Raw genomic sequence first — 20,058 nt, forward strand, 5'->3', positions numbered from 1 at the left:
CTGCTCTGATCCAGATGGTCTTCGGCCTCCTGTTGCTGTTGATCGGCGCGGAATTGTCGGTGCGCTCGGCGGTACACCTTGCCGCCCTGTTCAAGGTCAGACCGCTGATCATCGGCCTGACCGTGGTGGCGATGGGCACCAGCGCGCCGCAGATGGCCGTCAGTCTGCAGGCTGCGTTCTCGGACAACACCGACATTGCCGTGGGCAGCGTGATCGGCGGCAATATCTTCAACGTGCTGGTGATTCTGGGACTGTGTGCGCTGGTAATTCCGCTGCGCGTCGCGCGTCAGGTGCTGCGCGTCGATATTCCGTTGATGATCGGCGCCTGCCTGCTGGTCATCGCCCTGTCGTGGAACGGCGCGTTCAGTCGATTCGACGGCGTGCTGCTGCTCGCGGGCCTGCTGATCTGCCTGTTCGTCATCGTTCGCCAAGGCGGCCATGTGCCCCGGCACGGTCAGGCCAACACCACAGAGAAGCCACGTGCCCTGATGCGTATCACCGCACTGGCCGCAGGCTTGCTGTTACTCACCTCGGGCGGGCATCTGCTGGTGGACGCCTCAGTGGTGATTGCGATCAACCTGGGGCTCTCTGAGCGAATCATCGGCCTGACCGTCATCGCCATTGGCACTTCGCTGCCGGCCCTGATGACCTCGCTGATTGCGGCACTGCGCGGCGAACGCGACATCGCCGTGGGCAACGTGATCGGCAGTAACCTGTTCAATCTGCTGGGCGTGCTGGGCCTGACCGCCCTGGTCGCACCGGTGCCGCTGACCATCTCGCCCAACGCCCTGGTTTTCGACCTGCCGATCATGCTCGGCGTCGCGCTGTTGTGCGTGCCACTGTTCTATTCCGGTTACCGGATAGACCGCATCGAAGGGGTATTTCTGTTATCGCTGTACCTGACGTACGGCCTGCATATCGTGTCGATCAGCACCGGCATGCTGCTGGCCGAGCGTCTTGAAGGCATCATGCTCAGGTACGCCCTGCCGCTGCTCGGAATCATCGTTGCCTTTGGCACCGTCCGCGCCTGGAGGCGGCAGCACTGATTCACAACGCCTGGCCCTAGCGCCGCAGGAGAAATGCCATGACAGACAAAACGATCAGCAACGGCGAGCAGATCCGCCGCCAGGTGATGGGCGATGCCTACGTAGACCGCGCATTGGGCAACGCCACTGACTTCAGCCAGCCGCTGCAGGATTTCGTCAACGAACATGCCTGGGGCAGTGTCTGGAGCCGTGACGGCCTGCCGCTCAAAACCCGCAGCCTGATCACTCTGGCGACGCTCACCGCACTCAAATGCTCGCAGGAACTCAAGGGCCATGTGCGCGGGGCGCTGAATAATGGCTGCACGGTCGAGGAGATTCGCGAGGCATTGCTGCACTGCGCGGTCTACGCGGGTGTACCTGCGGCGATAGACGCATTCCGGGCGGCGCAGGAAGTGATCGACAGCTACGTGAAACCGGATCAGGCGGATGAGAAAGCCTAAATCCAGCCGCCCCATTGCAGGATGAAGATCCCGATGTTGGTCGTCACGGCGGCGGCCAGCGTGGTGAGGACGATGATCGCCGCCGCCAGTTCGTAATTGCCATTGGCGGTGCGCGCCATGATGTAGCTGGCGGCAGCGGTCGGACTGCCGAAGTACAGAAACAGTATCCCAAGTTCCGCCCCGCGAAAGCCCGCCAGCCAGGCCGCAAAGGTGCACAGCACCGGCAGCCAGACCATCTTCATGACGCTCGCGCTGATCGCCAGCTTGCCGCTTTTGCGCAACGAAGCCAGTGACAGCGTCCCGCCGATACAAATCAGCGCCAGTGGCAGGGTCATCTGCGCCAGGTAGCTGCCCGACGTTTCCAGCCATTTGGGCAAGCCGATGCCGAAGTAAGCGAACGGCGAGGCGACGATCACGCTGACGATCAGCGGGTTGGCCAGCACGCTTTTGAACACGCTCCACGGGTCGGACTTGATCACCGGGCTATAGACCGCCAGCACCACGGTCGACAGGGTGTTGTAGAAGACGATGACCAGCGCGGCGAGAATCGCACCCAGCGAAATACCGTAGGAGCCATACATGCTGGCAGCCAGCGCCAGGCCGATTACACCGTTATTGCCGCGAAATGCCCCCTGAACGTAAACCCCTCGGTCTTCACGCGGACAGCGCCAGATCGCCCAGCACCAGGTGAACGCAAAACTCACCAGCGTGGCGATGCCGAAGAAGATCAGCAGTTTGGGTTGCAGGGCGGCGCGCAGGTCAGCGTGGATGATGCCCAGAAACAGCAGGGCCGGCATCGTGACATTGAACACCAGCGCGGACGCAGCCACGATGAAGCCATCGTTTATCGCACCGATGCGCTTGAGGAATACGCCAAGAAACAGCATGGCGAACACCGGGGCAGTGATGTTCAGGGTTTCAAGAAAGATAGCCAGCATGCAACGCACCCGGTCCCGTCGATAGGTCGCTCATGATAAGCCACCCATGCCGGACGTGTTGCACGGTTTTTCGGAAAACCCTGGGCACCCTGCCCGCGCAAGGCATCAGACGATACGACTGACCTCCACCTCCGGCTGCAATTTGCGTTCGAACACTGAAACACCGTCCAGATCACGCAGGTTCACGGTCATCTCGCCACTCTGGCCATCGATGTTCACTTCGCCGAAGAACTGGAAACCGGCGAACGGTGAGGTGTTCTGCGCAGGCGGCGCCTTCTGGAACACCAGCTCCGGACCAAAGGTCTTGTCCAGAGGATTGGGCCCGAAGCTGCCAGCGTTCAGCGGACCGGCGACGAACTCCCAGAATGGATCGAAATCCTGAAACACCGCCCGGTCCGGCTGGTAGTGATGCGCGGCGCAATAATGCACGTCCGCCGTCAGCCAGACACAGTCGCGAACCTTCTGCGCACGCAAGTACGCCAGCAGCTCGGCGACCTCAAGCTCGCGGCCCAGCGCAGGCCCGTCGTTACCGTTGGCAATCGCCTCCCAGCGAGCCACGCCGGGGCTGACTTCACCGTCCGGCACGCCCAGCCCGATGGGCATATCGGCAGCAATCACCTTCCACTGTGCGGTCGAGCCCTTGAGTTCGCGCTTGAGCCAGTCAAGCTGTTCGCGCCCCATGAATGCCGTGGTCGGCCCCGGCTTGTCGGCCAGATTGGCGTCGTTGCCATCGCGGTAACTGCGCATGTCGAGGACGAACACATCAAGCATCGGCCCATAGGGAATCTTGCGGTAAATCCGCCCGCCGTTATCGGCTTCCTGCAGACGCAACGGTGCATATTCCAGATACGCCTGCCGGGCGCGAGAGGACAGCAACTGGATGTCCTTGACCTTGTAGCGGTCATCCAGCTGTTTGCTGGGCGACCAGTTGTTGGTCACCTCATGGTCATCCCACTGCCAGATCTGTGGCACTTCGGCATTGAAACGGCGCAGGTTGGCGTCCATCAGGTTGTAACGATAGTTGCCGCGGTATTCATCCAGGGTTTCGGCCACTTTGCTTTTCGCTTCGGTGGTCAGGTTGCGCCAGACGCGCCCATCTTCCGTGGTGATCTGCGCCGGGATCGGTCCGTCGGCGTAAATGGTGTCGCCGCTGTGGATAAAAAAGTCGGGAAGACGCAGGCGCATGGCTTCGTAAATGCGCATTCCGCCCACATCAGGGTTGATCCCGAAACCTTGGCCCACCGTGTCGCCGCTCCAGACGAAACGGATAGTGCGACGCTGCTGCGGCATGCTGCGCAGGTGGCCAAACCAGGGCTCACTGGCGACGCCGCTCTGGGCATCTTCGAAGGACACGCGATAGAAAATCGTCTGATCGACTGGCAGGCCTGTCAGCTCGACGCGTGCGGTGAAATCGGTGCGCTGATCGGCCAGCGCCGAGACCACGCGTCGAGGCTGGGGGAACATACTGCGCGTGTCCCATTCGACGATCATGCGCGAAGGCCGGTCGCTGCGGCTCCAGACCATGGCGCGGTCGCCCACCACGTCACCGGACTGCACGCCATCAGTCATCTTCGGGCGATCCTGCACCGCAGCGATAACCGCCGGCGCAAGCCCCGGCAACAGCAACCCGGCCCCGACGGCCTGAATGACACGACGACGCTTGAGATCGAACTGGCTCACGGTAATCCCCTCGCTGACAGGCAAAAGATCAACCTAGCAGGGGAATGTTTGGGGAGTGTTACAGCAGAAACGAGCGTCACGGCCCCGCCCCCGATCCATGGGAGCGAGATCGCTCGCGATGGGGCCGGTTCCAGCCGCGCCCCTTCGCAGCAGTCAGGCGCTGGCGGGTGCGACGTCCAGTTCGACCACTTCAGGTCGCTTGAGCAGCGCGTACACGACGCCGGTCACCACGCTCCCCGCCACGATCGCCACCAGATACAGCAGCGCGTGATTGATGGCGTTGGGAATCAGCATGACGAACAGGCCGCCATGCGGAGCCATGAGTTTGCAGCCGAAGTACATCGACAACGCGCCGGTCAGCGCACCACCGACGATGCTTGCCGGGATGACGCGCAGCGGGTCTTTCGCGGCAAACGGGATTGCGCCCTCGGAAATGAAGCAAAGCCCCAGTACAAACGCCGCCTTGCCTGCCTCACGCTCGCTCTGGGCGAACTTGCGACGAGCCAGAAGGGTGGCAATGCCCATGCCGATGGGCGGCACCATACCGGCGGCCATCGCGGCCGCCATCGGCGCGTAGCTCTGCGACGCCAACAGACCGACCGAGAACGCGTAGGACGCCTTGTTGATCGGCCCGCCAAGGTCGACACACATCATCGCGCCCAGCAGTACACCCAGCAGAATCGCGTTGGTGGTGCCCATGCTGTCGAGGAAGTGCGTCAGCGCTTCGAGCATGCCCGCAACCGGCTTGCCGACCACGTAGATCATCACCAGACCGGTGAACAGGCTCGACAGCAACGGGATGATCAGGATCGGCTTGAGCGCTTCGACACTGGCTGGCAGGCGTGCGTAGCGATTGATCGCCGCCGCGCTGTAACCGGCCAGGAAGCCGGCCACGATGCCGCCGATGAAACCGGCGCCCAGCGTGCTCGCCAGCAGACCACCGATCATGCCTGGCGCAAGGCCTGGACGGTCAGCGATAGAATACGCGATGTAACCCGCCAGCAGCGGCACCATCAGTTTGAACGCCGCTTCGCCACCGATCTGCATCAACGCAGCGGCCAACGTGCCTTCTTCCTTGAATGCGGTAATCCCGAACACGAACGACAATGCAATCAGCAGACCACCGGCAACCACCATCGGCAGCATGAACGAAACGCCGGTCAGCAAATGCTTGTAGACGCCGGTCTTCTCTTGCTTGGCAGGCGACTTGGCCACCGTCGCATCGGATTCGACCTGGCCTTCTGCCAAGGCCTTTTTAAGCGTGGCGTCGGACTGCTTGAGCGCAATGCCGGTGCCGCAGCGATAAATCTTCTTGCCGACGAAGCGGTCGGTATTGACCTCGATATCGGCTGCCAGCAGCACCACGTCCGCGTCGGCGATAGCCTGCGGACTCAGTGGATTGCGCGCACCGACCGAGCCTTGGGTCTCGACCTGCAAATCGTAGTCCAGACGTTTGGCAGCCTGCTGAATCGCCTCGGCAGCCATGAACGTATGCGCCACGCCAGTCGGGCAGGCCGTAATGGCGACGATGCGCGGCTGACCGCCCGAACTGCCCGCCGCTTCAGGTGCGCCAGCCTCTTGAGCAACGTGAACCTGCGCGTCCTTGTTGGCACGCTGCAGAAAACCGTCGACGTCCTGCAAGGCGTGGGAAGGCGAATCCTGGAACAGACGCTTGCCAACGAAGCGGCTCAGGTCCACAGGTCCGGTGTTGACCACCAGTACCAGGTCCGCAGCTTCGATGTCCTGCGCCGACAACTGACGATCCGCCTTGTGCGGATCGATGATCTCGACGCTGGTTTCCCAGCCTTGCCGCATTGCTGCCGCTTCGAGCAATCGTGCACTGAGTACGCTGCTGACCTTGCCGTTCGGGCAGGCCGTTACTATGGCTAACTTCATGACGATCCTCTCTTATTGTTCTGTCAGGTTGCGCACAGTCACGCCGCCTTCAAGCCGTTTGAGTTGCGCGGCATCGGTGATACCGAAACCGATCTGGGTAACCGCCATCGCGGCAATCGCCGTGGCGGTGCGCAGCGTCTTGTGCGGCTCATCGCCACCTATCAGACCGTGCACCATGCCAGCCAGCAGCGAGTCGCCCGCGCCTACCGTGCTGGCCACAGTGACCTTGGGCGGCAGCGAATGCAGCGCCAGATTCGGACTGAACCAATGCACGCCTTCCGAGCCTTGGGAGATGACCACATGCTCGATGCCTTGCGCGTGCAAACGCGTCGCCGCCTCGGCCTGAGCCGCGATGGAAATGATCGGTGCGTCCAGCGCGTCGGCCAATTCTTCGGTGTTGGGTTTGATCAGCCACGGACCTGCCGCCAGACCGGCACGCAGGGCCAGGCCGCTGCTGTCCAGCGCGACTTTCAGCCCCAGATCCTTGAGCATCACCAACAATGAATGCAGCCACTCGGGCGTCACGCCACGCGGCAGACTGCCCGCGACCACGACCGCATCGAAACCCGGCGCGATCTGCTGCACACGTGCGAACAATGCGTGTTGAGCTTCGTCACTGACCTGCGGGCCTGGGCCGTTGAGGTCGGTGATACGCCCACTGCCTTCGGCCAGCTTGATGTTGCTGCGGGTTTCGCCCGGCACTCGCACGAACTCATCAATGAAGCCGCGACGTTCGAACAGCGACTCGAATGCCTGCTGATTGTCGATCCCCAGGAAACCGGCGACGGTCAGCTCATGCCCCAGGTCAGACAACACCTGCGCCACGTTCAGCCCCTTGCCTGCGGCGTGAGTGAGCATCGCGTTGCTGCGATTGACCTGGCCCAGTTCGATCTGACCCAACTGCACGGTCAGGTCGAGTGCCGGGTTCATGGTCAGGGTAAGAATCTTCGCCATTACAAGGCCTCCACAAGCGCACGGACTTCGGCGGCGCTGCCCACCGTCAGCGCATTTTGCGCCAGTTGCTGAGCCGAGCTCAGGGTCAGTTCACGAACGCAAGCCTTGACCTCACCGATGCTGCGCGCCGAGACGCTCAACTCATCCACGCCCAGGCCGACCAATACCGGTACGGCCAGCGGGTCTGCCGCCAGCTCACCGCACACACCGACCCATTTGCCGTTGGCGTGCGCAGCACGCACGGTCATATCAATCAGTTGCAGCACCGACGGGTGCAAGCCATCGGCCTGTGCCGACAGGGTCGGGTGACCACGGTCGATGGCCATGGTGTATTGCGTCAGGTCGTTGGTGCCGATGCTGAAGAAATCGACTTCACGGGCCAGCACCGGCGCGATCAGCGCGGCGGACGGCACTTCGATCATGATCCCCAGTTGCAGATCGCTGACCGGAATTTCTTCGCGCAGGCGCTGGGTCATGTCCCGCGCCGCCCGCCACTCTTCAACGGTGCCGACCATCGGGAACATGATGCGCAGCGGACCGCTGTTGGCGGCGCGCAACAGGGCACGCAGCTGGCTTTCCATCACCTGCGGGCGTTGCAGCGTCAGGCGAATGCCGCGCACCCCGAGGAAGGGGTTTTCTTCCTTGTCGATGGGCCAGTACGGCAGCGGCTTGTCGCCGCCGACGTCCAGCGTGCGCACCACCAGCGGACGCCCGCCGAGATCCTCGAGCACGCGGCGATATTCCGCTTCCTGAGTCGCTTCGTCTGGCGCCTGGGAGTGCGCCATGAACAGCAATTCGGTGCGCAGCAGGCCGACACCCTCCGCGCCCTGCTCCACTGCTGCGGGTGTGCCGGTGCTGTTACCGATATTGGCAAATACTTCAACGGCGTGACCGTCGCGGGTGACCGCAGGCTCCATGCGCTGCGCCGCAGCCTCTTTCAGGCGCTGTTCGCGTGCATCACGGTCCTGAACGGCACGCTGCAAGGTTGCGTCGTCCGGCGCAACCGTCAGCCGTCCACGTTGGCTGTCCAGCAGCAACACCGTGCCCGGCTTGAGCAATAGCACCTCATCGCCCGCCCCCACCAACGCCGGAATGCCCAGCGCACGCGCTACGATGGCGCTGTGCGCGGTTGCACCACCACGCGCGGTCAGAATGCCGGCCACTTGTGCCGGGTCGAGACGAGCGACGTCGGACGGACCGACTTCGTCCATCACCAGAATGTAAGGTTCATCCGGCGCGGCCACGGTTTCGACGCCGCAAATCTGCGCCAGTACCCGACGCCCTACATCACGCAGGTCCGCGGCACGCTCGGCCAGCAGCGCGTCCTGCAACTGTTCCTGCTGCACGGCGGCGGCTTCAATCACACTCGCCCAGGCAGCGGCAGCGCTTTCATCTTTATTGAGGCGCAGCTCGACCTCGCTGGTCAGTTCCGGGTCATCAAGCATCTCCTGGTGGGTGATGAAGATTTCGCGGATGGCCTTGGACTTGCTGCGCTGGATCAGGTTTTCGATGTCGCGGCGCACTTCGGCCAACGCTTTCTGCAAGCGCTCACGCTCGGCCGCCACCGACTCGCCTTGCTGCGGGTATTCGAACGCTTGCAGCACTTGAACGTGAGCAGGCCCTATCGCGATGCCCGGCGACGCAGGCACGGCCTGCAATACGCTGCCGGCTGCCGGTGCATTGACCGGTTTGGCCACAGCGGCGGGCGCAGGAGCAGCCTGGGTTTCGGAAACAAACGGGAGTGGCTCGACCTCCTCACCCAAACCCTGTTCCACCGCCGCGAGCAAGGCAGGCAAGGCGTCGGTCGCGATGGTCGGTTCGGCGATGAACTCCAGCGTCTGGCCACGACGTGCGCCCATGCTGAGCAATTTGCTCAAGCTCTTGGCCGACACGGCAGTTTCGCCGGTCTCCACGATACGCACACGGATCTCGCCATCGAATTCCTTGGCCAGTTGCGCGAGGATCTTGGCCGGGCGGGCGTGCAGGCCGTGGGCATTGGCCAGTTGAATCTGCGCGGTCGGCCATTCGTCAGGCAGCTCGCCGCCCAACGCTTGCAGCACCACGCGACTGTTGGTGGCATGGCCCAGCTCGTGGCCGCGACCTTCGATCAACAAAAGGCACAAACGCTCAAGCAAGGCCTGATGCGCCTCGCCCAGACTAGCCAGACAAAACAGACCGGTCAGTGGCTGACCCAGATAGCGGATCGGTTTGTCAGGCGTGACGAAGGCCAGGCCCGGACGCTTGACCGTCTGCTCGCTGTGCAGCCACCACAGGCCGTCGCCCAGCGACAGCGCTTCGACCTGTTGCAATACGGCGGCGAAGCCATTGCTGACACAATCGGCCTTGCGCAGCAGGCGAGCACCGCGCCAGACAAGCTCTTCGAAATCGTCGGCCGATACGCCAAGGCTGATCATTTGCGCATCGAGCGCCAGTTCCTGCGGTGCGCCTTGCAGCAGTTTGAGCAAGTCTTCCGGGGTTTGCGCCTCACGCAGGGCCTGACCGAGGTCTTCCTCGCCCAGTGCGCGGGTCAGCAGTTGCAGCAGACGCAGATGCTCGTCGGACCTGGCCGCAATCCCGATCGCCAGATAGACCATCTGACCGTCTCCCCAGTCCACCCCTTCGGGGAACTGCATCAGGCGTACGCCGGTGGTCGCGACCAGATCGCGGGTTTCGGGGGTGCCGTGGGGGATGGCGATGCCCTGACCGAGAAACGTCGAGCCTTGCTGTTCGCGGTTCATCAACCCGGTGAGATAGCCTTGTGCAACCAGGCCATCCGCGACCAGGTGGTCGGCAATCAATTCAAGTGCGGCATTTTTATCCACAGCCGACTGGGCCATGGAAATTTGCCCCAGAGTGAGTTCGAGCATTGCCTTGACTCCTGTGCAGCGCCAAGGCGCCACCTGATTCTTGTTTTAATGACGATCTGACGTGATCGACAGCTTGGTGATGAAGTGCTATCCATCGGACATCGCTTTCATCTCGATTGCAGCAGACAATCGGGCTGCTGAATCGTTTAATCTAGAATTGCCCGGCACGTTACTCGATTCTGTGGATTCATTGAAGCCCAGTCGGTCTGATCCTGTAGGAGAAGTCCCAAAATACTCGGAGTAGTTGGGGTTGTGCCACGGTCTCGTGTAAAGATGACCGTCATACAACGAAGTTTTCGACTGTCGTGAGCCACGCCAATAACAAAAGGAAATTTGCGGTGAAACTGAGCGATATTGCGCGTCTGGCCGGTGTGTCCGTCACCACTGCCAGTTACGTGATCAACGGCAAGGCTGAACAACAGCGCATCAGTCCGGCTACGGTCGAGCGGGTGCGAGCAGTCGTTGAACAGCATGATTTTCGACCCAACCCACAAGCGGCCGGCCTGCGCAGTCGGCACAGCAAAACCCTGGGCTTTATCCTGCCGGACCTGGAAAACCCCAGTTATGCACGCATTGCCAAGCTTCTGGAACAAGGTGCCAGGGCTTTGGGCTATCAATTACTAATCGCCAGCTCCGACGACGATCCGGCCAGTGAACTGCAACTGTTGCAGGTGTTTCGCGCCCGTCGCTGCGACGCGCTTTTGGTAGCCAGTTGCTTGCCACCAAGCGATGACAGTTACCGCGAGCTGCAACTCAAAGGCCTGCCGATCATCGCCATCGACCGGGAAATGAACCCGGAGTTTTTCTGCTCGGTGGTCAGTGACGACCATGACGCCAGCCTGCAACTGACCCATAGCCTGCTCGAAACCAGACCACGGCATATCGCCCTGATCGGCGCACGCCCTGAACTGAGTATCAGCCGGGCACGCGCTGCCGGCTTCGAGCACGCACTGGACGGCTTTTCCGGTACGACGTTCGTGGAGCACGGCGAGGCCTTCAGCCGACAGTGCGGCCAGCGCCTGATGACCGAGATGCTGGAACGTCTGGGCCATTTCCCGGATGCACTCATCACCACCTCATACGTGTTGCTGCAAGGTGTCTTCGACGTGCTGCAAAGCCAGGCATTCAATACGACCCAACTGCACCTGGGCACGTTCGGCGATACGCAATTGCTGGATTTCCTGCCTTTGCCGGTCAACGCCATGGCGCAGCAACATCAGAAAATCGCTGACACCGCTCTGGAGCTGGCGCTGGCGGCCATCCAGAAGAACGAATACCAGCCCGGCGTTCACGCCATCGTGCGCACGTTCAAGCAACGCATCCACGGGGGGTGAACGTGACGCTGATCGACACCCACACGCACCTCGACTTCCCGGACTTCGACGCAGATCGCGCTGAGGTCCTGGAGAATTGTCGAGCAGTGGGCGTGCAGCGCATGGTCGTGCTAGGCGTTTATCAGCGTAACTGGCAACGACTGTGGGACCTGACGTTGGCCCATCCCGAGCTGAACGCGGCGTTCGGACTGCACCCGTTGTACATCGCCGAACACCGCCCCGAGCACCTGACGGAACTGGGCGACTGGCTGACTCGCCTCAAGGGTCATTCAAAACTCTGTGCAGTGGGCGAGATCGGCCTGGATTATTACGTGGAAGGCCTGGACAAGGCGCTTCAGCAGCAGGTTTTCGAGGCGCAATTGCAGCTGGCTGCAGACTTCGACCTGCCGGTGCTGCTGCATGTCCGACGCAGCCATGCCGATGTGATCGCAACACTGAAGCGCCACAAGCTCAAGCGCAGCGGGATCATTCATGCGTTTGCCGGCAGCCGGGAAGAAGCGCGGGAATACCTGAAGCTGGGGTTCAAACTCGGCTTGGGTGGTGCGGCGACCTGGCCGCAGGCGCTGCGCATGCACAGAGTGATTGCCGAACTGCCGCTGGACAGCGTGGTGCTCGAAACCGATTCACCGGACATGGCCCCGGCGATGTACCCCAACCAACGCAACAGCCCCGAACACCTGCCGGACATCTGCACTGCGCTGGCGCAGTTGATGAACGTCAGCGCGGAGCGACTGGCGCAAGCCAGTACCCGCAACGCGCACGAACTGTTCGGCTGGCCGCTTTAGGACTTGATCAGACCAGCAGCGTCCACAGCGCGAATCCGGCATACCAGACAATCGCGGCACGGATCAGCAACTCCCAGAGCATGTCGAGACTGCGTACACCCTCTGCACCCAGTACCGGAGACGGAACGTCACTGGCCGCGCACCCGATGCGGGTAATCAGTTGCGCCGCGCTGATGTTCCAATTGAGCAGTTCGTGCAGCATCAAGCGACTGACCGCGACAAAGTTGCCCACCAGCGCGAAGCTGGCCGCCAGCAACCTGACTGGCACCCAGTCGAACGCATGACGCAACTGCGCGGCGCGCTCGACCAGCGCGGGTGTCGCGCCATGTTCAGCGGCAAGCGCCAGCAACCGATAGGCCAACGCCGCCACGGGGCCGAGCAGGAAATACCAGAAAATCACCGCGAAGAAACTTTGATGCGCCTGCCAGAGCATATAACTCTGCACACCATGCAGTAACTGCTCACTGTCATCGGCCTCGACGCCCATGTCCCGCTCTGCAACATGCACAGCCGCTTGCGCATCGCCGCGACGGCAGGCATCACGAAAAGGCCCCAGTGCAGCGATCAAATCGCCTCGCCCAAGGCTGTAGATCAATACCAGCAAGTGAATCGGCAAGGCCAGCCAGCCATAGGCCACCGAACCTACGATGGTCAGAAGCAACTGCAGCAACACCACCGGCACAAGCACCATCAGCGTCAGGATGACCCAAGGGCGGGACGCGGTTCGCGGATTACCCTCAAGTCTGGCCAGCTCTTTCAAAAAGAACGCGTCGCGCTGTATCCGCTGCCGCAACGCGGAGAATTTCTCGACCAGCACCGCCAGCAGCAACACCAGAAAACTCATCGTTCGTCCCTCACTTCAATCCTGCAGAGCCGCTAAAAATCGGCCCCAGTCAAAACAGGGCCCCGGATCGGTCTTGCGCCCCGGTGCGATGTCGCTGTGACCACAAATACGCTCAGCCGTAATCTTTGGATACGCCCTGCGCAGCTGACGGGTCAGCTCGATCAAAGCAGTGTATTGCGCATCGGTAAAAGGCTGGTCATCCGTCCCCTCGAGCTCGATGCCGATGGAAAAATCGTTGCAGCCCTCACGCCCCTGAAAACTGGAAACGCCCGCATGCCATGCGCGATCAAGACAGGAGACGAACTGAATCACGTCGCCATCACGCTCGATCAGAAAATGCGCTGAAACCGTCAGATGAGCAATGCCTTCGAAGTAAGGATGCTCGGAGGTGTCCAGTTGGTTCTGAAAGAAGGCCTGCACCTTGCCAGTCTTGAATTGAGCGGGCGGCAGGCTGATGTTGTGGATGACCAACAGCGAGATCTCGCTTTCGGGTCGCGAGTTGAAGTTGGGCGAGGGGCAGTGCTGAAGGCCGTGGCACCAACCGCTTGCGCAATCGAGCTGCATGAAAGCTCCTGGAGCGGACAAATGGAATGCACCCAGTATGCCCGCGATGGAAAAGGATGTGGGGATCAGACTACGGCACGTGCCGTACGAAATAGCGGTTTGCCGTGCGGCCGAAATCTTACGAGTGAACACCGTGCGTGCGTGAGGCCAATGCCATCAAGCACTGCACAGGCGTGACTGGACAGCTCAGGCGCCCTTTAACTTGCGCAGATTGCTGATCACCGACTCCAGCGCTCGGTCGAACAGCAACGCATCATCCAGCACGCGGACCGCGCCACGACGAAATTCCACCGCCAGCCCCATGCGAGTCTTCTCGAGCACTTTCATGCCAGTACGGTTGACGAACACATAGCGGCCGCTCGGTTCGACGATCGCGGTCAGCTTGCAACGCAGCTTGTGCTCTTCGTCTTCCTGGATCTCGACCCAGCAACCGACACGCAGCGCGTCGACCATGCGCAGACCGGCATCGTCCTCGGGCAACTGCACGGCAGGCTCGGCAAGACCCGCTTCCTCAGGCGCGATCAGCACGATTTCTTCCATGACTTCCATCATGGTTGGCCCTTCGGCAGTCAGCGCCAATTGCGAGTCACCTGGCATTTCGGCGCCCTGCATCTCGTGCAAACGCGACAAGTGCTGGAAGGCCTGCACATGCAGCGACTCCAGCTGGCTGAAGAATTCGCTGGTGGCGAATGGGTCGAACGCCGCGCTGGTCAGGCCGTCACGCAGGGCCTTGAGCAATCCAGGCACCAGGTCCAGCAACTGCTGACGAGCCTGAGGTTCGCCATGCAGCTCGACGCTCCAGATCAACTCGTCCATGGTCGTCAGCCCGGCCTGCCACTCGGCCGACCCGTCGCCGTGCTTGAGGCAGGTCAGCAGCAAGACCTTGCTCCAGGCTTCCTGAAGCAAACGCACAACCGCTTCCGGCAAGGTTTTGCCGAGCAGGCGCTGATTCAACTCCTGCTGCACACGCTGACGGGCCAGCTCGGCGCGTGCGCGCCCTTCTTCCGCGTCACGGGTACGTTGTTCAAGCAGTTCACTGCGGCGACGCTCATCGCTGGTGAACGCCAGAAAATCGGCCAGCAGTTCGGAAAAGATTGCCGGGTCATCGACGAAATCATTCAGCAGGCGCTGCACAATCTGCTCGACCCGCAGGTACAGCGAGTCGCGCTGATAATCGTCACGCCCACCCCAGCCGAGCGCCGCGGTCGCGATCTCGTTGAGCAGACGACGGGCCGGATGGCTGCCACGGCTGAAAAAGCTCTTGTCCAGCACCGCTACCTTGAGCATCGGAATCTGCAGACGCCCGATCAGGGCACGCAGCGAGGAAGGCAGGTTGCGGTCATCGAGGATGAATTCAAACAGCATGGCGATCAGGTTGATCACGTCCTCGTCACCCGACCCGACACTGCGCGACTTGCCGCTGCGCACGCTGACGCGAGTCAGCAATTGCTCCAACTGGTTGCGCAGGTCGAACTCATCGGCGGCTTCCTGAGCAGGCACATATTGCTGCAAGTGCGAGAGCAGACGCAGCAGATCCTTACTGGAAATGGGCCGCACTTCAGCGTTGGGTTCGTGACGCGGGGCCAGGTTGCCGCGAACCTGAAGCAGCAATTCCTGCAACGCTGAAAAGACTTCCTGCACACCCTTGTCGAGCTTGTCGGCGGCCTGAGCCAGCGCAGGATCGGACAACTCCGAAGCACGCGGTCTCGAAGCTGGACGGTCGGAGGAGCGGCGGGTCGGCAAGACTTTCATGTCAGGCAAGATGCCGGTGGCAATCAACAACTGGTTGGATTCGCCATACAGATGATCGGTGTTGCTCAACACATAACGTTCGAACAGCTTGAGAATGATCAACTTGACCTTGATCTCGACACCGAGATTACGCGCCGCTTCAAGGAACAACCGACACAGGATCGACGGCCCCATCGGATTGGTTTCATCCGTGACGGGCTGAGGCAGCAATGCGTTAAGGCGTGCCGTGAGCTGTCCGAGGGCAAGACTGTCGCGACTCATGACCTTGGCGACCATGGCATCGACGGCGACGGTTTTTTCCAGTTCGTCGTTCTGCACCAGTGCCAGTTTGTCAAACGACACCGGAGCGGGAATCACAGGTTCGGCGATCCGATACTGGCCAAGCGCCAGAAACGATTCATAGAACTTGTCGAGGAAGCCGCGCTCTATGCTTTTACGCTTGAGACGCAAGTCCCGCATCGCTTCGAAGAAGATGTTCTGTTCGGCATTGTTGCGGGCACGATCAGCCATTTCGAAAAGCGTGTCATCGGCATTGTCGAACAGCGCCTGCAGGGCGTCCTTGAGCTGCTGTGCAGCTTTGTCGCGTACTTGAAGCAGCACGACAGGCAACCGGGCCAAAGGGGCATTCACCCCCTGCGCAGAAGACAGTTTGCTTAACGGCACTACTTTTTCGTCGTTCGGCATTACACCCCCTGACAGGAACTACCTGAATCCCGCCACAAACCTGATGTTCGTGAGGCGACCCCCTTGGCTGCGCGCTACGTCAAACCCCTGACGTCAAATACAAGTCGGATTATGTTTCAAACCTGTATCCAGCGCCAGTGGGTCTTTCGCCCCTTTGAACGGGGGTGCACCTGAGCCTCTATGCGGGGATAGACCGCGTCTTTTGCGTTACATCGCATAGCTTTTTACAAAACCGACCAACTGCATGTCCCGATCGCCAGACATCAGGTCTGTCACGGGTGGGTTACGTAAGAGCCGTGCCTTATACTCGTTCGACTTTGTGAGTGGAGCCCGCTATGCCGAATTTACGCCTTGCCGCCCTGACCGCCGAAATCGAAGCCAATGTGCGTCGCGCATTGCTTGAAGATGTGGGCAGTGGCGACATTACTGCACAACTGATCCCGCAAGGACGGCTGGCCAAGGCCACCATCATTTCGCGCGATGCGGCCGTGATTGCCGGCACTGCCTGGGTGGACACGGTGTTTCGCCAACTGGATCCGCGTGTCGCCGTGCACTGGCAAGTGAGCGATGGTGATCGTGTCAGCCCCAACCAGACGCTGTTTCATCTGGAAGGCCCGGCCCGCTCGTTGCTGACCGGCGAGCGCAGCGCGCTCAACTTTCTGCAGATGCTGTCCGGCGTAGCAACGCGCGCCCGGCACTTCGCCGACATGGTGGCCGGTACTCAGGTGAAACTGCTCGATACCCGCAAGACGCTGCCGGGCCTGCGTCTCGCGCAGAAATATGCGGTCACGTGTGGTGGCTGTCACAACCACCGCATCGGTCTGTACGATGCGTTCCTGATCAAGGAAAACCACATTGCAGCCTGCGGCGGCATCGCCCAGGCCATCGAAACGGCGCACAAGATCGCTCCCGGCAAACCGGTGGAAGTCGAAGTGGAAAGCCTTGCCGAACTCAAACAGGCACTCGATGCTGGCGCAGACATCGTCATGCTCGACGAATTGAGCCTGGATGACATGCGCGAGGCGGTCCGGCTGAATGCAGGCCGCGCCAGGCTCGAAGCCAGTGGAGGCATTAACGACGACACCTTGCGGACCATTGCCGAAACCGGTGTCGACTACATTTCCATTGGTGCCATGACCAAGGATGTGAAAGCGGTGGACCTGTCGATGCGTCTGAGCGCCTGACAACTGGTGCATTGATAACGGTCACCTCGAAACGATTCTGATCGGGAGCAGACGCCTTGCAGGACTGGTACGTAATGAACGCGGGTCGGCAACTCGGCCCGCTGGACGCCGCGGCGGCACGCCTCATCGCCCGCGAATCCCCCGGCGCCTGGTGCTGGAAGCAGGGCATGCCCGACTGGCAACCGATCTATCAGGTCGACGAGGTACGTGCACTCAAAAAGGATGGCGTAACGCCCTTTCCCGCCCCGACGCCAGACATGATCCAGCCTAAGCCGTCGGCATTACCCGCCCATGCATCGCCGCCGCCTGCATCGGCAATGCCGGCCGCCGCACCTTCGCTCAAGCGACCATCCTTCACGCCCGCCCCCAACGCTTCGGGCGGCTATGGCTCGGGAAACGCCACCGATGGCGTGGATTTCAAGCTGTACGGTACGGAAACCCAGTTCGTAGAGCTCGAACTGGATCGCGGTGAAAGCGCAGTCGCCGAGGCCGGGGCGCTGATGTACAAGACGTGCGATGTACAGATGGAAACCATCTTCGGCGACGGCAGCAATCAATCCTCCGGGTTGCTGGGCTCCTTATTTGGCGCTGGCAAACGCATGCTGACCGGTGAAAGCCTGTTCACCACGGTCTTTTCACAGCAGGGCTCCGGCAAAGGCCGCGTCGCGTTCGCTGCGCCCTACCCTGGCACCATTCTGCCGCTGAACCTGAGTGATTTCGGTGGCAGGCTGATCTGTCAGAAAGACAGTTTTCTGGCCGGCGCCAAGGGCGTCTCCATCGGCATCCAGTTTCAGAAGAAGATCCTGACCGGCCTGTTCGGTGGCGAAGGTTTCGTGCTGCAAAAGCTTGAAGGCGACGGCTGGGTGTTCGTGCACATGGGCGGCACGGTGCGCAAAATCGAGCTGGCTGCCGGTGAAGGACTTGATGTGGATACCGGCTGCCTGGCGGCCATGACCCAGACCGTGGACTACGACATCCGTATGGTCGGCGGTGGCATCAAATCGATGCTATTCGGCGGCGAAGGCATGTTCTTCGCCAGGCTCACCGGTCCCGGCACGGTATGGCTGCAAAGCCTGCCCTTCTCGCGGCTGGCCGGACGCATGCTTGCAGCCGGGCCTGCGGGCGTGGGCCGAAGCGAACGATAACCTCGAATTCGTCATTGAGGGCGCACGAGCGCTCTTTTCGCCAAGGAAGAAACATGTTCATCACTCAGGGCCAACGCATCCCGCTTTCCACGCTGATTCAGGGATCCGACCTCACACTGTCCATCGAGATCAAGTCGGCTCACGTCATCGACTATGTCTGTTTCGGGGTCGATGCCCAAGGCAAGCTGTCGGATGATCGCTACATGATCTTCTTCAACCAGCCGGCCAGCCCCTGCAACAGCGTCAGACAGGTCAACGGCGGCGACTTCCAGCTCGCGCTCGGCGCACTGCCCGCCTCCATCGATCGCCTGGTGTTCACCGCATCGATCGATGGCATCGGGGCCATGAGCGATATCCAGGCCAGCCATTTCAGCATCAAGGACAACGGTCGCGAAGTGGCGCGTTGCGAATTCTCCGGCGCAACCTTTGCGGCCGAAAAAGCGATCATGGTCGCCGATATTTACCGCAAGAATGGCGAGTGGCGTATCGCCTCGAACTTGCAAGGTTACAACGCCGGGCTCGACGCATTGGTGTTGCATTTTGGTGGCGAGATTGCCGAAACGCCCGCGCCTGCTCCCACTGCGCCAGCGAAGATATCGTTAGAAAAAAAGATCGCCGCAGCCGCCCCGCAATTGGTAAGTCTGGCCAAGAAGGCGCAAGTCAGTCTGGAAAAAGCCAACCTGACCGAGACCAAGGCGCGGGTAGGCCTGGTGCTCGATGCATCGGGCTCCATGAACGCTCAATACAGCCGCGGTCATGTTCAGGAAGTGGTGGATCGGCTGATTCCTCTCGCCGTGCATTTCGACGACGACGCCACGCTGGATTGCTGGGCCTTCGGTGCCAAACCGCAACAGCTGTCCGGCGTCACGCTGGCCAACTTCAAGGATTTCATTCTGAGCGACCATGGCGGATGGAAAAACTGGGAGCTGGGCGCGCGCGTCAACGACGAGCCCAAGGCGATGCGCAAAGTCATCGACTACTACAAACAATCGGGGGACAAGACGCCGGTCTACATTCTGTTCATCAGCGACGGTGGCGTGTATATGGACAGTCAAATCAGCAAACTGATGGTCGAAGCCGCCAGGCTACCGATCTTCTGGCAGTTCGTGGGCTTGGGCGGACACGGCTACGGAATTCTGCAAAAGCTGGACGACATGGGTGGTCGAGTCGTCGACAACTGCAATTTCTTTGCGCTCGACCGACTGGATGAGGTGCCGGAAGAAAAGCTGTATGACCTGTTGATGGAAGAGTTTCCAGACTGGCTGAAGACGGCCAAGGCCGCAGGAATTCTGTAAGCCGAAACGTGCGCCAATAAAAACCCCCCGCCATTGCTGACGGGGGTTTTTAGTGGGCGTAATGTTCGGGGTTAGCCGATCGAAACACCGTGCGCTTCTGCCAGCGACTTGAGGCCGCCTGCGAAGCCTTGGCCAATGGCCTTGAACTTGAACTCTTCGCCATTGCGATACAGCTCGCCGAAGATCATCGCGGTTTCGGTCGATGCATCTTCCGACAGGTCATAGCGAGCAATTTCCTTGCCGTCAGCCTTGTTCAGAACGCGGATGTAAGCATTCTGAACCTGACCGAAGTTCTGCTTGCGCTCATCAGCCGAGTGAATGGTTACCGCAAACACCAGCTTCTTGACCGCGGCAGCGAGACCGCCCAGCTTGACGCTTACTGACTCGTCATCGCCGTCACCAGCGCCGGAACGGTTGTCGCCCAAGTGCTCGACCGAACCATCGGCCGACTTCTTGTTGTTGTAGAAAATGAAGCCGTTCTCGTCCAGCACCTTGCCGTTTTCACCGACGATGAAAACAGAAGCATCCAGATCGAACTCGGTGCCATCGGTAACGCGCGGATCCCAACCCAGGCCCACGGTCACTTCCGTCAAGCCAGGTGCTTCTTTGGACAGGGAAACGTTGCCGCCTTTACTCAGACTTACCGCCAT

The 20,058-nt window shown here is 60.9% G+C and carries 16 protein-coding genes; 7 read left to right on the top strand and 9 right to left on the bottom strand.

Translation table 11 applies throughout. The annotated features are described in order from the left end of the window. The first annotated feature begins 14 nt into the window (after window positions 1-14). Together BZK31_RS14695 and BZK31_RS14700 are read left to right on the top strand one after the other, a co-directional pair. Window positions 15-1,046, top strand: coding sequence for a calcium/sodium antiporter (locus tag BZK31_RS14695; RefSeq protein WP_083183684.1), 1,032 nt, complete (start codon window positions 15-17; stop codon window positions 1,044-1,046). Window positions 1,047-1,084: 38 nt separating this feature from the next. Further along, window positions 1,085-1,486, top strand: a complete 402-nt coding sequence (locus BZK31_RS14700; protein ID WP_083183685.1) for a carboxymuconolactone decarboxylase family protein — start codon at window positions 1,085-1,087, stop codon at window positions 1,484-1,486. On the opposite strand, the gene BZK31_RS14705 is transcribed toward BZK31_RS14700, so the two are convergent. The 5 genes from BZK31_RS14705 to ptsP all read right to left on the bottom strand — a co-directional run bounded on the left by BZK31_RS14705 (window position 1,483) and on the right by ptsP (window position 9,821). Then, window positions 1,483-2,424 (bottom strand): AEC family transporter, encoded by a 942-nt coding sequence (locus BZK31_RS14705; RefSeq protein WP_083183686.1) that lies wholly within the window; start codon window positions 2,422-2,424, stop codon window positions 1,483-1,485. The two genes, BZK31_RS14700 and BZK31_RS14705, sit on opposite strands and share 4 nt — an antisense overlap. 105 nt (window positions 2,425-2,529) lie before the next feature. Beyond that, window positions 2,530-4,104: an alkaline phosphatase D family protein gene (locus BZK31_RS14710; protein WP_083183687.1), complete on the bottom strand. Its 1,575-nt coding sequence runs from the start codon at window positions 4,102-4,104 to the stop codon at window positions 2,530-2,532. A gap of 153 nt (window positions 4,105-4,257) precedes the next feature. Further along, complete coding sequence (locus BZK31_RS14715) at window positions 4,258-6,000, bottom strand: PTS fructose-like transporter subunit IIB (RefSeq protein WP_083183688.1); 1,743 nt, start codon at window positions 5,998-6,000, stop codon at window positions 4,258-4,260. Window positions 6,001-6,012: 12 nt separating this feature from the next. Continuing rightward, the gene (gene pfkB / locus BZK31_RS14720; protein WP_083183689.1) at window positions 6,013-6,954 is read right to left on the bottom strand and encodes a 1-phosphofructokinase; all 942 of its coding nucleotides are present in this window, start codon (window positions 6,952-6,954) and stop codon (window positions 6,013-6,015) included. Continuing rightward, entirely contained in the window at window positions 6,954-9,821 is a 2,868-nt protein-coding gene (ptsP, locus tag BZK31_RS14725; protein ID WP_083183690.1) for a phosphoenolpyruvate--protein phosphotransferase, read from the bottom strand. The genes pfkB and ptsP overlap by 1 nt, the downstream gene beginning before the upstream one ends. 338 nt (window positions 9,822-10,159) lie before the next feature. Between ptsP and cra the strand changes: the two genes are divergently transcribed. Together cra and BZK31_RS14735 are read left to right on the top strand one after the other, a co-directional pair. Continuing rightward, entirely contained in the window at window positions 10,160-11,155 is a 996-nt protein-coding gene (gene cra / locus BZK31_RS14730; RefSeq protein WP_083183691.1) for a catabolite repressor/activator, read from the top strand. Continuing rightward, on the top strand, window positions 11,152-11,940 hold the full coding sequence (locus BZK31_RS14735; RefSeq protein WP_167377963.1) for a TatD family hydrolase: 789 nt from the start codon (window positions 11,152-11,154) through the stop codon (window positions 11,938-11,940). Before cra ends, BZK31_RS14735 begins: the two co-directional genes overlap by 4 nt. Before the next feature lie 7 nt (window positions 11,941-11,947). On the opposite strand, the gene ampE is transcribed toward BZK31_RS14735, so the two are convergent. From ampE to BZK31_RS14750, 3 genes are all read right to left on the bottom strand, one after another. Next, window positions 11,948-12,784, bottom strand: a complete 837-nt coding sequence (ampE, locus tag BZK31_RS14740) for a regulatory signaling modulator protein AmpE (protein ID WP_083183692.1) — start codon at window positions 12,782-12,784, stop codon at window positions 11,948-11,950. Window positions 12,785-12,799: 15 nt separating this feature from the next. Further along, window positions 12,800-13,348, bottom strand: a complete 549-nt coding sequence (gene ampD, locus BZK31_RS14745) for a 1,6-anhydro-N-acetylmuramyl-L-alanine amidase AmpD (protein ID WP_083183693.1) — start codon at window positions 13,346-13,348, stop codon at window positions 12,800-12,802. A gap of 186 nt (window positions 13,349-13,534) precedes the next feature. Continuing rightward, window positions 13,535-15,784, bottom strand: a complete 2,250-nt coding sequence (locus BZK31_RS14750) for a DUF1631 domain-containing protein (RefSeq protein WP_083183694.1) — start codon at window positions 15,782-15,784, stop codon at window positions 13,535-13,537. A 335-nt stretch (window positions 15,785-16,119) separates the two neighbouring features. Between BZK31_RS14750 and nadC the strand changes: the two genes are divergently transcribed. The 3 genes from nadC (at window position 16,120) to BZK31_RS14765 (ending at window position 19,408) form a co-directional block, all read left to right on the top strand. Further along, window positions 16,120-16,968, top strand: coding sequence for a carboxylating nicotinate-nucleotide diphosphorylase (gene nadC / locus BZK31_RS14755; protein WP_083183695.1), 849 nt, complete (start codon window positions 16,120-16,122; stop codon window positions 16,966-16,968). Between the two features lie 74 nt (window positions 16,969-17,042). Further along, window positions 17,043-18,113 (top strand): AIM24 family protein, encoded by a 1,071-nt coding sequence (locus BZK31_RS14760; RefSeq protein WP_244182687.1) that lies wholly within the window; start codon window positions 17,043-17,045, stop codon window positions 18,111-18,113. Between the two features lie 53 nt (window positions 18,114-18,166). Further along, entirely contained in the window at window positions 18,167-19,408 is a 1,242-nt protein-coding gene (locus BZK31_RS14765) for a VWA domain-containing protein (protein WP_083183696.1), read from the top strand. 71 nt (window positions 19,409-19,479) lie between these two features. On the opposite strand, the gene BZK31_RS14770 is transcribed toward BZK31_RS14765, so the two are convergent. Beyond that, window positions 19,480-20,058 carry a TerD family protein gene (locus BZK31_RS14770; RefSeq protein ID WP_083183697.1) on the bottom strand — a complete coding sequence of 193 codons (579 nt, stop codon included), beginning with the start codon at window positions 20,056-20,058 and terminating at the stop codon, window positions 19,480-19,482.

The sequence above is a fragment of the Pseudomonas floridensis genome (assembly GCF_002087235.1).
Lineage (GTDB): Bacteria > Pseudomonadota > Gammaproteobacteria > Pseudomonadales > Pseudomonadaceae > Aquipseudomonas > Aquipseudomonas floridensis.